A 14,225-nucleotide genomic window follows, 5' to 3' on the forward strand; every position below is an offset into this window, starting at 1 on the left:
TATGTTCAAGACTCTATCAAATGCGTGGAGAATAAAAGAAATCAGAAGTAAAATGATTTTTACACTATTGATGATTGTTGTTTATAGACTTGGTAATATTATTCCAATTCCTTTTATGGACAAAACAGTTGTTAATAAACTTATGAGCAGTAATGCAGGCGGTTTAGTAAATTTATTAGATTTACTTGCCGGAGGTAGTTTAAAACAAATGAGCGTATTTGCTCTTAGTATTTATCCATATATTACAGCATCAATAGTTGTTCAACTTCTTACTATTGCATTCCCAAGACTTGGTGAAATTGCAAGAGATGGGGAAATGGGTAGAAAAAAAGTTGCAAAATATACTAAAATAGGCGCAGTAATACTTGGAATATTTGAAGCTATGGCAATAGCAAATGGACTTTTTGCAAAAGCAATAGTTGCTAAAGGATATATTCAATCAGCATTGATTATTACATCTTTATTAGCAGGTTCTATGTTCTTAGTTTGGTTAGGTGAAATGATTACTGAAAAAGGAATAGGTAATGGTATTTCAATTATTATCTTCCTTGGTATTGTTTCTAACTTACCAACACAAATTGGAACATTTATTTATGGAATTGCGACTGGAACAGTTGGAATTTTAACAATAATAGGTGTTATACTTGCGGCTATAGCAATAGTTGTAATTGTTGTACTTATAAATGAAGGTGAAAGAAAAATTACAGTTCAATATGCTAAGAAAGTTGTTGGAAGGAAGATGTATGGTGGACAAGCTACTCACATTCCTGTAAAAGTTAATATGAGTGGTGTAATGCCGGTAATCTTTGCATCATCTTTATTAGCTATGCCACAAACTCTTTCATTATTATTTTCTGGTGGAACTCCAAATTGGATTAGTTCATACTTAACAGTTGAAGGTTCAGTTGGTGTGTATGTATATTCAATATTGAATTTTATGTTGATTATATTGTTTGGATTCTTTTATTCATCAATTCAATTTAATACTGTTGAATACGCAAAAAATTTACAACAATATGGTGGATTTATTCCAGGAATTAGACCTGGTAAACCTACCGGAGAATATTTACAAAAAATATCAAATAGAATTACTTTCTCAGGTTCTATTATATTAGCTTTAATTGCTTCAGCACCAATAGTTATTTCACGTTTGAGTGGAATGAAAATAAATTTTGGTGGAACATCAGTTATAATTATAGTTGGTGTAGTAATAGAAACAATGAAGCAAATAGAATCTATGATGTTAATGAGACACTATAAAGGTTTTTTGAATAAATAGTTTATAGGAGATAAAATATGAGACTAATTTTGTTAGGACCCCCGGGAGCAGGAAAGGGAACTCAAGCGTCAAGTATCGTTGCGGAATATGGAATAACTCATATTTCAACAGGAGATATTTTTAGACATAATATTAAAAATGAAACAGAACTTGGAAAAAAAGTAAAGTCTTATTTAGACAATGGTCAATTAGTGCCGGATGAACTTACTATTGATTTAGTTTGGGATAGACTTTCTAAAGAAGACTGTAAAAATGGTTTTTTACTAGATGGTTTTCCAAGAACTATTAATCAAGCGGAAGCTTTACAAAAAGGCTTAGAAGAGAGAGGTCTTAAGCTAGATAGAGTTATAAACATTGATGTTGATAAGAATATTTTAGTAAAAAGACTTTCAGGAAGAAGAGTTTGTAAAAATTGTGGTGAAACATATCATGTAGATAACAAACCATCTGAAAAAGAAGGAGTTTGTGATAAATGTTCCGGAGAAGTTATTCAAAGAGCAGATGATAATGAAAAAACTGTATTAGATCGTATAGAAGTATATGAAAATCAGACTTTTCCACTAATTGATTTTTACAAGAATTTAGGATTAGTTCTAACTGTTGATGGTACTTTGTCTATTGAGGATGTCTTTTCACAAATTAAGGAGTCTCTTTCTAAAAATGTCTAACATTTTGGAGAGTATACTATGGATCTAAATTTTGATTTTAAAGTAGGTCAGGTTGTAAAATCACTTAAGGGCCGGGACAAGGGCGAAGTAATGATCATAGTTGAGGTGGTAAGTTCATCATTAGTAAAAGTTGCTAATGGAAGTAACAGACCTCTTTCTAAACCTAAACTTAAAAAGTCAAAGCATTTGCAAATTTATAATGACGTGCTTAAAGATTTTAGTTTGAATCCATTATCATTTAATGATTCTAATTTGAGAAAATTATTAAAATCATATATACAGGATAATGTAGAAAAATAGGAGGTTCTTTAAATGTCCAAAAAGGATGTTATAGAAGTTGAAGGAACTGTTATTGATGCTATGCCGAATACTATATTTAAGGTTAAACTTGCAAATGGTCATGAAATAACAGCTCATATATCAGGAAAATTAAGAATGAATTATATAAGAATTCTTCCGGGTGATAAGGTATTGGTTGAACTTTCACCTTATGATTTAACAAAAGGGAGAATAACTTGGCGAAACAAGTAGCATAGGAGGGACTTAAATGAAAGTAAGACCATCAGTGAAAAAAATGTGCGAAAAGTGTAAAATCATCAGAAGAAAAGGTAGAGTAATGGTGATTTGTGAAAATCCAAAGCACAAACAAAAACAAGGTTAATGAAGATGGAGGTGTAGGTAACAGTGGCAAGAATTGTAGGTGTCGACTTACCAAGAGAAAAAAGGGTAGAAATAGGTTTGACTTATATCTATGGTATAGGTAGAAAGACTTCAAATGATATTCTTAGAAATGCTGGAATCAACCCAGATACAAGAGTTAAAGATTTAACTGAAGCTGAAGTTGCTTTAATAAGAGCTGAAATAGATAAATATCTTGTTGAAGGTGATTTACGTAGAGAAATCGCTATGAATATTAAGAGATTAAGAGAAATTAACTGTTACAGAGGAATCAGACATAGAAGAGGTTTACCTGTAAGAGGACAAAATACTAAAAATAATGCCAGAACAAGAAAAGGTCCAAAGAAAGTTTCTGGTACAAAAAAAGGTAAATAAGGAGGGATTTTAATTGGCAATTAAGAAACAAAAAGCTCGTGTTAAAAGAAGAGAGCGTAAAAATATTGAAAAAGGACAAGCTCATATCGTTTCTTCATTTAATAACACTATGGTAACTCTTAGTGACTTAAATGGTAATGTGATTTCTTGGGCTAGTGCTGGACAATTAGGCTTTAGAGGATCAAGAAAATCTACTCCATTTGCTGCACAACAAGCTGCTGAAGAAGCTGCAAAAAAAGCTATGGAACATGGACTAAAAGTTGTAGAGGTTTATGTTAAAGGACCTGGATCAGGTAGAGAAGCTGCTATTAGATCATTACAAGCTACTGGACTTGAAGTTAGTTTAATTAAGGATGTTACTCCAATTCCACATAATGGTTGTAGACCACCAAAGAGAAGAAGAGTGTAATTGTAAACTTTTAAAGGTATTTAAAAGTTTCAATATGAATTAGACTAAGGAGGATAAAGTCTATGACAGAAGATTTAAATACAAATATTGAAGTTTTAGATATAGATCTTGAGAAAAACTATGGTAAATTTGCTATAATGCCTCTTGATAGAGGATATGGTACTACACTAGGAAATTCCATGAGGAGAGTGCTTTTGGGTTCTCTTCCTGGATCTGCCATAGCAACTGTGAAGATTGATGGTGTTGGACATGAGTTTACAACTATTAAAGGTTCGATTGCTGATGTTCCTGAAATATTAATAAATATTAAAGGAATTGCATTAAAGAAATTTAATGATGAACCTGTAATATTAGAATTGAATGTGAAAGGTCCAAAAGTTGTAACAGCTGGAGATATTTCTGAAAATCAAAATGTTGAAATAGCTAATAAAGATCATTATATAACAACTCTTAATGAAGAGGGAGAAATCAGAATGGATTTATTAGTCTTAAATGGTAAAGGCTATAGAGTTAGCGATTTGAATAAAGAATATTGCGATATTAATTCAATAGCAGTGGATTCTTCTTTTTCTCCTGTAAAGAAAGTAAACTTTATGGTAGGAAATACTAGAGTTGGACAAAGTATAGATTTTGACAAGCTTGAAATTGAAGTTTGGACAAATGGAACTATTACTCCACAAGAAGCTCTTTCAACAGGTGCTGGAATTTTTATAGATTACTTAAGTCTATTTAGATCACTACCAGACATTAATCTTGATAATTCAAGTATAAAAGATGGTAAAAATTTAGACACTAATAGTGTTTTATCAAAGAGTGTTGAAGAATTAGATTTATCCCTTAGAAGTTTTAACTGCTTGAAAAGAGCAAATCTTGATACAGTTAAAGATATTATTTCACAAGATATAGAACAACTAAAGAAAATTAAAAACTTTGGTAAAAAATCTGTAGAAGAAGTAGTAGATAAAATGCATGAATTAGGTTTAAAATTTTTAGATGAAGAATAAAAAGAGGAGGTAGTACTTTGGCTAATTTAAGAAAACTTGGACGTAGAGCTGATCACAGAGATGCGATGCTTAGAAATCAAGTTCAATCTCTTTTTGAAAACGGAAAGATTGAAACTACGTTAACAAGAGCGAAGGAAACTAGAAGAGTAGCTGAAAAAATGATAACTCTTGGTAAAAAAGGCGATCTTCACGCAAGAAGACAAGCTTTAGCTTATATTTACAAGACTGAAACAGTTCATAAGCTATTCGAAGAAATTGCTCCACTTTATAAAGAAAGAAATGGTGGATATACAAGAATATTAAAGCTAGGACCTAGACAAGGGGACGCAGCTGAAATGGCGATTTTAGAATTAGTAAAATAATTTGCTTAAAAGCTAATATTAGATTTTAATATAAAATTAAAAAAGGCACTGATTTTTCAGTGTCTTTTTTGTGTATAAATAAGAATTTCTTAAGAATAAAATCTTTTCAAAGTTTGTAAAATAGATTTTTAGTATTAAATGAATTATTTTTTATATTTAATTAAATTTAGAAATTGATAAATGATTGTAAAAAAATTAGAGAAATTTTATTTTTTAATAACATAATATTTTAAGACTTTTTATTATGTTTTCTTGTAATTTATAGGATTTTGGAGTATAATTATGTTGATATATTTTTTAAATAATGGAGTTTTATGTATATGAATAATATTATTTATTTTGATAATTTTGCAACTACAAGCTTAAATGAAGAAATTTTTAATGAAATGAAAGAGTTTTTAGTTTATAATTATTCTAATCCTTCATCAATTTATGAATTTGCACAAAAATCTAGAGTTGCTATTGAAAAGTCAAGAGAAAATATTGCTAATTACATAAATGCAGAAAAAAATGAATTATTTTTACATCAGGTGGAACTGAAGCGGATAATTGGGCAATTTTTGGTACTACAATGTTTAAAGGTAAAAAAAGTGGTCATATAATATTAACTGCATTTGAACATTCAGCTATTATTGAGAGTGCAAAATTTTTAGAAAAAATAGGATTTGATGTTAGTTTTGTATTTCCTAATAAAGATGGCTTTATTGATGCAAGTGATGTTCTAGATGTAATAAGAGATGATACAATTTTAGTTTCTATTATGTATGTTAATAATGAAGTAGGAACTATTCAAGATATAAAGAAAATTTGTTGTCTTGTTAAGGAAAAAAATCCTAATATAATATTTCATACTGATGCAGTTCAAGCACTTTCTGAAATAGTAATTGATGTAAAAGATTTGAATATAGATTTGCTTTCTATTTCAGGACATAAGGTACATGCACCAAAAGGTATAGGTGCATTATATATAAAATCAGGAACTGAAATAGAAAATTTTATATTTGGTGGTAGTCAAGAACGCTCAAGACGAGCAGGAACGGAGAATGTTGCAGGGATTGTTGCCTTTTCAAAAGCTATAGATATTTTGAAAGAGTCAAGAGAGAAAAATGTTTATAAAAGATTTGAATTAAGGGAATATTTTTTAAGAAAACTTAAAGAAAATTCCATTAGTTTTGATATAAATGGAGCACTCGAAAATAGATATTCTGGAAATATAAATATTTCGTTTAAAGGCGTAGATAAGGAAATGTTTATTATGAGTATGGATTTTAAAGGGATATGTATTTCAGGAGGTTCTGCTTGTAGTAGTGGTGCTGTTGAAAATTCACATGTTTTAACTGCTATGGGGATTGATGAAGAATTAAAGAGTAGTGCGGTTAGGATTAGTTTTGGAGAAAATAATACATTTAAAGAAATAGATGAATTTATTATAGCTTTAAAAGAAATAATTAATTAGATGGAGGTTTTATGCCGGTTTTTGATTTGATTTTAAATATTAGTATAAAGATATTAGTTGCAATTTTATTGATTGTTGGAATTTATGTTTTTATACAATTTTCAAATAAAAATTTAGAAAAAAATGAACAAATAAGATTAAATAAGCTAAAGATTTTAAGGATAATTATTTATATTTTATCAGTATTAGGAATAAGCTATTTGTTTAAGAATTATCCAATTTTAAGGATAACTTTATTTACATTTATAGCATCTGTTATTATTGCTTATATTTTAAATCCTTTTATGAAGTTTTTGGAGAGAAAAAATATAAAAAGATTATATGCTATAATTATTATTTATATTACAATTGCATTAGCAATATTCATTTTAGCTATAGGAATATTTCCAAGTACATTTAAACAATTTAAGAATTTATTATTTAATTTGCCGGATATGGTTAGAAATTTTGTAGATTATAGTGATAGTATTAGAAAAAATTTATTTACTGATGTTCCGTTTGTTAGTCAAATGATTACTAGTATAAATGGACAACTTGTAAAGATGGCGAATACAATTTTATCTGCTTCAGGAACATGGATAACAGGAATGGTTGCGGGGATTACAAGTTTTATAGGAATAGTTATTCAATTGATTTTAATTCCGGTTATAACATTTTATTTGTTACTTGAAAAGGATAAAATTTTAGATGTAATAAGTAGAAGTGTTCCTGATAGATATGAAACTTTTTTAGTAAAAACTTGGAGAGAAATTGATGAATCCTTATCTATGTTTGTAAGAGGAAGAATTATAATGGCAATTTTTGTTGGAGTTGCAACTATGATTTATTTAATGGCTTTTGGAATAGAGTTTTCTTTTGTAATTGGTGTTATAACATGTGTAGCAGATATTATTCCTTATATTGGCCCGTTTTTAGGATTTGTACCTGCAGTTTTATTAGCTTTATTTAAAGGTCCTTTTACTGCTTTATGGGTTGCAGCTCTATTCTGTTTTGTTCAATGGCTTGAAAATAATATTTTAGGGCCAAAGATACTTGGAGACAGTACAGGAATGCATCCGCTTATAGTTTTAATACTATTGATTTTAGGTGGAGGAATGTTTGGGGTTTTAGGTATGATTTTCTCTGTACCTGTCGCTGCTGTGATTAAAATTATATACAAAAATACAAAACCATATGTAAAAAAATATTTATTTAAAGATAAATTGGAAAATTAAGAGGGATATATGAGAAGATTAGGTTTAAATGAAATTAGAGAAGAATATTTAGAGTTTTTTGAGAGTAAGGGACATTTGCGTTTAAAGAGTTATCCTTTAATTCCAAATAATGATAAAAGTTTATTACTTATAAATGCCGGTATGGCTCCATTAAAAGACTATTTTACCGGTGTTAAAAAGATGAGTAAAAATAGAGCAACTTCTAGTCAAAAATGTATTAGAACGGCTGATATTGACAATGTAGGAAAAACTCAAAGACATGGCACTTTTTTTGAAATGTTAGGTAATTTCTCTTTTGGAGATTATTTTAAGAGAGAAGCTATAACTTGGGCTTGGGAATTTTTGACAGAAAAGTTAGAAATGGATAAGAATTTATTATCCGTTACAGTTTATGAAGAAGATGATGAAGCTTATGATATTTGGAGAAATGAAGTTGGACTACCAGCAGAAAAAATTCAAAGACTTGGTAAAGAAGATAATTTCTGGGAATTAGAAGTTGGTCCTTGTGGTCCATGTTCTGAAATCATGTATGATAGAGGAGAAAAATATACAAATCCTGATGATAGATTTATGGAAATTTGGAATTTGGTTTTTACTCAATTTAATAAGGACAAAGATGGAAATTATCATAGATTGGAACATCCAAATATTGATACCGGAATGGGACTCGAAAGACTTACTTTAGTTTTAGAAGAAAAGGACAATATATTTGAGATAGGCTTAGTTGATACTATAATAAAGAAAATTGAAGAAATTTCAAGGGTTAAATATAAATCAAATGAAATTTCTGATATTTCTATTAGGGTAATTGCAGATCATGCCAGAGCTATGACGTTTTTAATATATGATGGTGTAATTCCAAGTAATGAACAAAGAGGATATGTTCTAAGAAGACTTATAAGACGTGCTGCAAGACATGGTAAATTATTGGGGATTAAGGATAATTTTTTAGTTGATGTTTCAAAAGTTGTTATGGAAGCTTATAATATGGAATATCCAGAATTGTTGGAGGATAGAGAAAGAATATTCAAAATTCTAAATGCAGAAGAGTCTAAATTTCAAGAAACTATTGAACAAGGACTAGGTATACTAAATTCATATATTGAAGAAGAAAAATCAAAAAATTCTAAAATTTTACCGGGAGATAAGGCATTTAAGTTGTATGATACTTATGGATTCCCGTTGGATTTGACAAAGGAAATTTTAGAAGAAGAAAAAATGACAGTTGATGAAGAAGCTTTTAACAAAAATATGCAGGATCAAAAGATTAGAGCAAGAGAAGGAAGAAATGTTTCATCAGCCGGGTGGAGTGAAAAAAATACTGATTATTTAAAAGCATTAGAAACAACAGAATTTTTGGGTTATACTGAAAATGAATGTCTAGGAAAAGTAATAAAATTATTTAAAGATGAAGCAGAAGTTTCAACTTTAAGTCAAGGAGATAAAGCTCTTTTAGTTTCTGATAAAACTGTTTTCTATGGAGAAGGTGGAGGACAAGTTGGAGATATCGGAATTATTGTTGGCGAAAACTGTAAGATTAAGGTTTTAGATACTAAGAAAAATAAAAACAATGGAATATTCCATAGTGTAGAAGTAATTAGTGGGAATGTTAAGCTAAATGATGAATTAACATTTAAAATTGATGTTAATAATAGACGTGATATTATGAAAAATCACTCTGCTACACATCTATTACATCAAGCATTAATTGAAGTATTAGGAAATCATATTAATCAAGCAGGTTCATTAGTAGATGCAAATAAATTAAGATTTGATATTACACATTTTGAGGCTGTAAGTCAAGAAGATTTAAAAAGAGTTGAACAAATAGTTAATGATAAAATTGCTTTAAATCTTGATACAACTATAAAGGAAATGACTTTAGAAGAATCCTCAAAAATGGGAGCCATTGGACTTTTTGAAGACAAATATAAAGATGTTGTAAGAGTTGTATCATTTGGTGGTTGGTCAATAGAACTTTGTGGTGGAACTCATGTAAAAAATGTTAGTGAAATTCAAATGTTCAAAATAATCTCAGAATCAAGTGTTGCAGCAGGAGTTAGAAGAATTGAGGCTATTACAGGTAGAAATGTTTATGAATATTTAAAGAAAACTGAAAATCAAATTGAAGAAGTTTCAAATGTCTTAAAATGTAAAAAGTCAGAATTGATTTCTAAAGTAGTCTCATTAACTGAAGATATTAAGTCATTGGAAAAAGAATTAAAAGAAATAAAATCACAAATGGCTTTAAGCAGTTTAGATTCATTTATAGCTGAAAAGAAAGAAATAGAGGGTATTTCTTTTATAGCAAAAAAAGTAGAATTTGAAAATCAAAATGATTTAAGAGATTTAATTGATAAATTAAGAGATAAACTGGGTACAAGTGTAATAGTGTTTGCTAATGTTTATCAAGAAAAACTTACTTTTACTGTAGGAGTAAGTAAAGATTTGAATGCAAGAAAAATTAATGCTGGAAATATTGTTAAAGAGGTTGCGAAACTTGTTGGCGGTAATGGTGGTGGAAGACCGGACATTGCATCCGCCGGAGGTAAGGACTTAAGTAAAGTTGATTTTGCATTAGAAAAGTCAGAAGAGATTTTAAAAGCTCAATTTTAAAAAATAGGAGGGGTTATATGTCAAACGAATTTAATGAAACTATGAGAATAGAAATACCAAGTGATAAGAAAAGTGTTAAAGAAATAATAAAAATTGTGTATTCAGCACTTGAAAATAAGGGATATAATCCTAAAAATCAAATTATAGGATATATTCTTTCAGGTGATCCTACTTACATCACTAGCTATAATAATGCTAGAGGGTTAATTAGACAAGTTAGTAGAGATGAAATACTTGAAGAATTTTTAGAAAATTATATAAAAGATTAATTTTTTCCCGGCAAAATTCTTTGCCGGGGCTTTTGCATAACACAATAAAAGGGGTATTTATGAATAGATATATGGCTTTAGATGTAGGTGATAGAACTATAGGAGTTGCTATTAGTGATCCTTTGTTCATCATGGCAGAAGGGCATAGTACAATTTTTAGAGAAAGTCTTGAAAAAGACCTTGATTCTCTAAAAGATATAATTATTAAAGAAGATATAATTAAAATTGTTGTTGGGCTTCCAAAGAATATGAATAATACTATTGGTCCACAAGGTGAAAAAGTTTTGTCTTTTGTTGAAGAATTGAAAAATTTTTTAAAGGAAAATAATTTTGATATAGAAATAGTTATGCAAGATGAAAGACTTACAACTGTCAGTGCCGAAAGAATTTTAATTGAGGGAAATATGAGCAGAAAGAAAAGAAAAAAAGTAATAGATAAAGTTGCTGCTACATATATTTTACAAGGGTATTTGGATAGAAAATAGGAGTGATATTTTGGAGCGTTTTGAAGCTTTTGATGAAAATGGAAAGAAAGTTATCTTTGAATTAGTAGAAACTTTTGGTATGAATGATAGTGAATACGCAGTTTTGAATTCTAAAGATGACCTTAATACATATATTTTAAAAATTGTATATGATAAGGATGGTAATATTAATCTGGAAGGTATTGATGATGAAGAACTTTCCGATGCGATTGAGGTTTATGAAGAATTAAAGTCAGAAAAAGAAGAAAATTAGAAAAGGAGATTCATTATGGAAGTAAAAGAAATGAAAAAGTTGTTGGTAGAAAACAACTATAAGATTACTAAACAAAGAGAAATCGTGTTTAATGTTTTGAATGAAAACAAAGGTAATCATTTAAGTCCAGAAGAACTACATGAAATAGCCAGTAAATATGATAAAGATTTAGGAATTGCTACTGTTTATCGTACACTTGTTATTTTTGATAAGATGAATATAGTTCATAAATTGGATTTTGATGATAAAAGATATAGATATGAAATTATAAGAGATGATGATAAACATCAACATCATCACCTAATTTGTAAAGATTGTGGAAAAATAATTGAAGTTGAAGAAGATTATTTGGAAACTTTAGAACAAATTATTGAAGAAAAATATAAATTTGAAATTATGAATCACGATTTAAAATTCTATGGAAAGTGTTCAGATTGTTTAAATCTTGAAAAGAAATAGAGGATATCGTGGTGCAAAAAAATAAAAAGAAAACTTTAAAGATGATACCCTTAGGAGGAGTCGGTGAAATAGGTAAAAATATGTCTATTTTGGAATACGATGATGAAATTATCATTTTGGATTGTGGAATGACTTTTCCGGATGATGATATGCCCGGAATAGATATTGTAATTCCTGATATTACCTATTTGATGAAAAATATTGATAGGGTAAAAGCTCTTTTTTTGACGCATGGACACGAAGATCACATCGGAGCCGTCCCATATATACTAAAAAAATAAATGTACCGGTTTATGGAACTAAATTGACTTTAGGGCTTGTTGAAAGTAAACTGCAGGAACATAATATCGGTAAAGAAAATTTACATTTGGTAAATGCAGGTGAAACTATAAAAACTAAACATTTTTCTGTTGAGTTTATAAGAGCATGTCATAGCATACCGGACAGTGTAAGTTTTGGAATAAAGACTCCTGTTGGAAATATAATTTTTACTGGAGATTTCAAAATTGATTACACACCTATTGATGGAGATAAAATGGATTTACATCGTATTGCTCAATGGGGAATGGACGGAGTTATGCTCTTATGTGCAGATAGTACTAATGTTGAAAGACCGGGATATACAATGAGTGAAAGTTCTGTAGGAGATACTTTTATTGAACTTTTTAGTAAAGCACAAGGAAGGATTATTGTTGCAACATTTGCTTCTAATTTACATCGTGTACAACAAATAATAAAAGCAGCGGAAAAATTTAAGCGAAAAGTTGCGGTTTCAGGTCGTTCTATGGTTAATGTTATTAAAGTTGCTACTGAACTAAATAAGTTGGAAATAGAAAAAGATACTCTTATTGATTTAAAGAATATTAATAGATATGATGAATCTAAAATTGTACTTTTGATGACAGGAAGTCAAGGGGAACCTATGAGTGCACTAAATAGAATGGCTTATGGAGAACACAAAAAACTTGTATTGACTGAAAATGATACTGTAATTATTTCTGCATCACCAATACCGGGAAATGAAAAAATCTTTTTTGGACTTGTAAATCGTCTTGTTGAAATGGGGGTTAAAGTAATTCATTCTTCACTTGCAGAGGTTCACGTATCAGGACATGCTTGTCAGGAAGAATTAAAATTAATTCACACTTTAGCAAAACCTAAATATTTTATTCCTGTTCATGGAGAATCAAGACATTTAAAAAGACATGCGAAATTAGCAGTTGAAATGGGAATGCCGAAAGAAAATATATTTATAGGAAGAAATGGGACTGTTTTTGAATTTAACTATAAACAGGAAGGATTTATATCCGGAACTGTTGAATCCGGAAATATCTTAGTTGACGGTCTTGGAGTTGGAGATGTTGGAAGTGAAGTTCTTAGAGATAGAAAGCATCTATCAGAAGATGGTATTATAATCGTTATGGTAGTTCTTGAAAAATCCAGTAAAGAAATTATTTCAGGTCCTGAAATTGTTTCAAGAGGATTTATCTATGTAAGAGAAAATTGGAATCTTGTTTCCGATATGAGAAGAGTTGTCGAAAATACTTTAAACATTTGCAAAGAAGATTCTATAACAGATATAGGAACTATGAGATACAATATAAGAAAAGATTTGAATTCTTATATCTACCATGAAATAAAAAGAGGTCCAATGATTATTCCAATAATTACTGAACTTTAGGAGGAACTATGAATATTTATAATAGTATTTTAACTTTTTCAAATGATTTTAAAAATTGTGATGAAGTTAAGGAATTTAAACGTTTAAAGAAAAAATAGATGAAAATGATGAAAACAAGAAAATTATAGATGATTTTCATAAGAAGTTATATGATTATCAAATTGCTAAACAAAACGGGGAAGATGTTGCTGATAGAGAAAAACAACTTAATGATTTGAATGCAATTTTGATGAGTAATTCTGAAATATCAGAATTTATGGCTGCTGAAGTTAGAATTTCAACTATAATGAATGATATTGTAAAAATGTTGGAAGAAACACTTGCAGAATAATGGAAATAGTTGCAAATTATGTTTCTGAATATATCAGAAGTTTAGAACAAAGTAAAGAACCTATTTTAATAGAAATGGAAGAGTATGCTTTTGAAAACAAAGTTCCAATTATAGAGGTAGAAGTTGCAAGATTTTTAGAATTTTTGGTAATGCTAAAGAAACCAAAAAGAATTTTGGAAATTGGAACAGCTATAGGTTATTCATCTATAATTATGAATAGGGCTTATCCATATTCTACTATTACAACTATTGAAATAGATGAAAAAATTTTTTTAAAAGCTAAAGAATTTATAAAAAAAGCTGGCTGTGATAAAAATATTGATCTTATATATGCAGATGCAAATGACGCTCTAGATTTTATTACAGATAAATATGATATGATTTTTATGGATGCTGCAAAAGGACAATATATGAGTTTTTTTGAAAAGTCTATAGAAAGATTAAATCATGGTGGAATATTGGTTTCTGATAATATTTTATTTAGAGGTCTTGTTGCAAAAGAGAAAAATAATATAAGAAGAAAAAATACTATAGTAAGAAGATTAAAAGAATTTTTAAAAATTATAACAAATAGTGATGAATTTTCAACTACCATTATACCTATAGATGACGGTATGGCTATATGTTATAAAAAATAGATTAAATATAAATGGGAATCCAGCTTTTTTGGATTCCTATTTAATAGT

At 29.0% G+C, this 14,225-nt stretch carries 17 protein-coding genes and 2 pseudogenes; all 19 read left to right on the plus strand.

The genetic code is table 11. The features are described from left to right. The first annotated feature begins 1 nt into the window (after nucleotide 1). Entirely contained in the window at nucleotides 2-1,279 is a 1,278-nt protein-coding gene (gene secY, locus HMPREF9127_RS03650; protein ID WP_009448189.1) for a preprotein translocase subunit SecY, read from the plus strand. Between the two features lie 17 nt (nucleotides 1,280-1,296). Further along, a complete protein-coding gene (locus HMPREF9127_RS03655; protein ID WP_009448471.1) occupies nucleotides 1,297-1,947 on the plus strand; it encodes an adenylate kinase in 651 nt (216 codons plus the stop codon). Nucleotides 1,948-1,965: 18 nt separating this feature from the next. Further along, the gene (locus tag HMPREF9127_RS03660; protein WP_004833595.1) at nucleotides 1,966-2,247 is read left to right on the plus strand and encodes a KOW domain-containing RNA-binding protein; all 282 of its coding nucleotides are present in this window, start codon (nucleotides 1,966-1,968) and stop codon (nucleotides 2,245-2,247) included. Between the two features lie 12 nt (nucleotides 2,248-2,259). Then, on the plus strand, nucleotides 2,260-2,478 hold the full coding sequence (gene infA, locus HMPREF9127_RS03665; protein ID WP_004833593.1) for a translation initiation factor IF-1: 219 nt from the start codon (nucleotides 2,260-2,262) through the stop codon (nucleotides 2,476-2,478). Between the two features lie 16 nt (nucleotides 2,479-2,494). Continuing rightward, complete coding sequence (gene rpmJ, locus HMPREF9127_RS03670) at nucleotides 2,495-2,608, plus strand: 50S ribosomal protein L36 (RefSeq protein WP_004833592.1); 114 nt, start codon at nucleotides 2,495-2,497, stop codon at nucleotides 2,606-2,608. A gap of 23 nt (nucleotides 2,609-2,631) precedes the next feature. Further along, nucleotides 2,632-3,000: a 30S ribosomal protein S13 gene (rpsM, locus tag HMPREF9127_RS03675; RefSeq protein WP_004833591.1), complete on the plus strand. Its 369-nt coding sequence runs from the start codon at nucleotides 2,632-2,634 to the stop codon at nucleotides 2,998-3,000. A gap of 13 nt (nucleotides 3,001-3,013) precedes the next feature. After that, nucleotides 3,014-3,409: a 30S ribosomal protein S11 gene (rpsK, locus tag HMPREF9127_RS03680; RefSeq protein ID WP_004833590.1), complete on the plus strand. Its 396-nt coding sequence runs from the start codon at nucleotides 3,014-3,016 to the stop codon at nucleotides 3,407-3,409. A 62-nt stretch (nucleotides 3,410-3,471) separates the two neighbouring features. Continuing rightward, nucleotides 3,472-4,413 (plus strand): DNA-directed RNA polymerase subunit alpha, encoded by a 942-nt coding sequence (locus HMPREF9127_RS03685; RefSeq protein WP_009447911.1) that lies wholly within the window; start codon nucleotides 3,472-3,474, stop codon nucleotides 4,411-4,413. A gap of 17 nt (nucleotides 4,414-4,430) precedes the next feature. Next, the gene (gene rplQ / locus HMPREF9127_RS03690) at nucleotides 4,431-4,775 is read left to right on the plus strand and encodes a 50S ribosomal protein L17 (protein WP_009448039.1); all 345 of its coding nucleotides are present in this window, start codon (nucleotides 4,431-4,433) and stop codon (nucleotides 4,773-4,775) included. 386 nt (nucleotides 4,776-5,161) lie between these two features. Beyond that, a pseudogene (locus HMPREF9127_RS03695) lies at nucleotides 5,162-6,231 on the plus strand (cysteine desulfurase family protein). A gap of 11 nt (nucleotides 6,232-6,242) precedes the next feature. Further along, complete coding sequence (locus HMPREF9127_RS03700; protein WP_009448463.1) at nucleotides 6,243-7,445, plus strand: AI-2E family transporter; 1,203 nt, start codon at nucleotides 6,243-6,245, stop codon at nucleotides 7,443-7,445. 9 nt (nucleotides 7,446-7,454) lie between these two features. Then, nucleotides 7,455-10,061, plus strand: a complete 2,607-nt coding sequence (alaS, locus tag HMPREF9127_RS03705; protein ID WP_009448190.1) for an alanine--tRNA ligase — start codon at nucleotides 7,455-7,457, stop codon at nucleotides 10,059-10,061. Between the two features lie 17 nt (nucleotides 10,062-10,078). Beyond that, complete coding sequence (locus HMPREF9127_RS03710; protein ID WP_009448249.1) at nucleotides 10,079-10,330, plus strand: IreB family regulatory phosphoprotein; 252 nt, start codon at nucleotides 10,079-10,081, stop codon at nucleotides 10,328-10,330. Between the two features lie 59 nt (nucleotides 10,331-10,389). Then, nucleotides 10,390-10,815, plus strand: a complete 426-nt coding sequence (ruvX, locus tag HMPREF9127_RS03715; protein ID WP_009448366.1) for a Holliday junction resolvase RuvX — start codon at nucleotides 10,390-10,392, stop codon at nucleotides 10,813-10,815. A 10-nt stretch (nucleotides 10,816-10,825) separates the two neighbouring features. After that, nucleotides 10,826-11,068, plus strand: a complete 243-nt coding sequence (locus tag HMPREF9127_RS03720) for a DUF1292 domain-containing protein (RefSeq protein WP_009448283.1) — start codon at nucleotides 10,826-10,828, stop codon at nucleotides 11,066-11,068. Nucleotides 11,069-11,083: 15 nt separating this feature from the next. Further along, a complete protein-coding gene (locus HMPREF9127_RS03725) occupies nucleotides 11,084-11,527 on the plus strand; it encodes a Fur family transcriptional regulator (RefSeq protein WP_009448195.1) in 444 nt (147 codons plus the stop codon). A 41-nt stretch (nucleotides 11,528-11,568) separates the two neighbouring features. After that, nucleotides 11,569-13,208, plus strand: a pseudogene (locus tag HMPREF9127_RS03730) (ribonuclease J). A gap of 124 nt (nucleotides 13,209-13,332) precedes the next feature. Continuing rightward, complete coding sequence (locus tag HMPREF9127_RS07735) at nucleotides 13,333-13,539, plus strand: YlbF/YmcA family competence regulator (RefSeq protein WP_255261705.1); 207 nt, start codon at nucleotides 13,333-13,335, stop codon at nucleotides 13,537-13,539. Then, entirely contained in the window at nucleotides 13,539-14,177 is a 639-nt protein-coding gene (locus HMPREF9127_RS03735; RefSeq protein WP_009447763.1) for an O-methyltransferase, read from the plus strand. Before HMPREF9127_RS07735 ends, HMPREF9127_RS03735 begins: the two co-directional genes overlap by 1 nt. Nucleotides 14,178-14,225 lie beyond the last annotated feature (48 nt).

The organism is Parvimonas sp. oral taxon 393 str. F0440 (assembly GCA_000223315.2).
In the GTDB taxonomy this organism is placed as follows: domain Bacteria; phylum Bacillota; class Clostridia; order Tissierellales; family Peptoniphilaceae; genus Parvimonas.

Excerpts from the sequence above, each read along its gene's own strand:
- secY (WP_009448189.1), top strand. The coding sequence starts at position 2 with ATGTTCAAGACTCTATCAAATGCGTGGAGAATAAAAGAAATCAGAAGT.
- HMPREF9127_RS03655 (WP_009448471.1), top strand. The coding sequence starts at position 1,297 with ATGAGACTAATTTTGTTAGGACCCCCGGGAGCAGGAAAGGGAACTCAA.
- HMPREF9127_RS03660 (WP_004833595.1), top strand. The coding sequence starts at position 1,966 with ATGGATCTAAATTTTGATTTTAAAGTAGGTCAGGTTGTAAAATCACTT.
- infA (WP_004833593.1), top strand. The coding sequence starts at position 2,260 with ATGTCCAAAAAGGATGTTATAGAAGTTGAAGGAACTGTTATTGATGCT.
- rpmJ (WP_004833592.1), top strand. The coding sequence starts at position 2,495 with ATGAAAGTAAGACCATCAGTGAAAAAAATGTGCGAAAAGTGTAAAATC.
- HMPREF9127_RS03685 (WP_009447911.1), top strand. The coding sequence starts at position 3,472 with ATGACAGAAGATTTAAATACAAATATTGAAGTTTTAGATATAGATCTT.
- HMPREF9127_RS03700 (WP_009448463.1), top strand. The coding sequence starts at position 6,243 with ATGCCGGTTTTTGATTTGATTTTAAATATTAGTATAAAGATATTAGTT.
- alaS (WP_009448190.1), top strand. The coding sequence starts at position 7,455 with ATGAGAAGATTAGGTTTAAATGAAATTAGAGAAGAATATTTAGAGTTT.
- HMPREF9127_RS03710 (WP_009448249.1), top strand. The coding sequence starts at position 10,079 with ATGTCAAACGAATTTAATGAAACTATGAGAATAGAAATACCAAGTGAT.
- ruvX (WP_009448366.1), top strand. The coding sequence starts at position 10,390 with ATGAATAGATATATGGCTTTAGATGTAGGTGATAGAACTATAGGAGTT.
- HMPREF9127_RS03725 (WP_009448195.1), top strand. The coding sequence starts at position 11,084 with ATGGAAGTAAAAGAAATGAAAAAGTTGTTGGTAGAAAACAACTATAAG.
- HMPREF9127_RS03735 (WP_009447763.1), top strand. The coding sequence starts at position 13,539 with ATGGAAATAGTTGCAAATTATGTTTCTGAATATATCAGAAGTTTAGAA.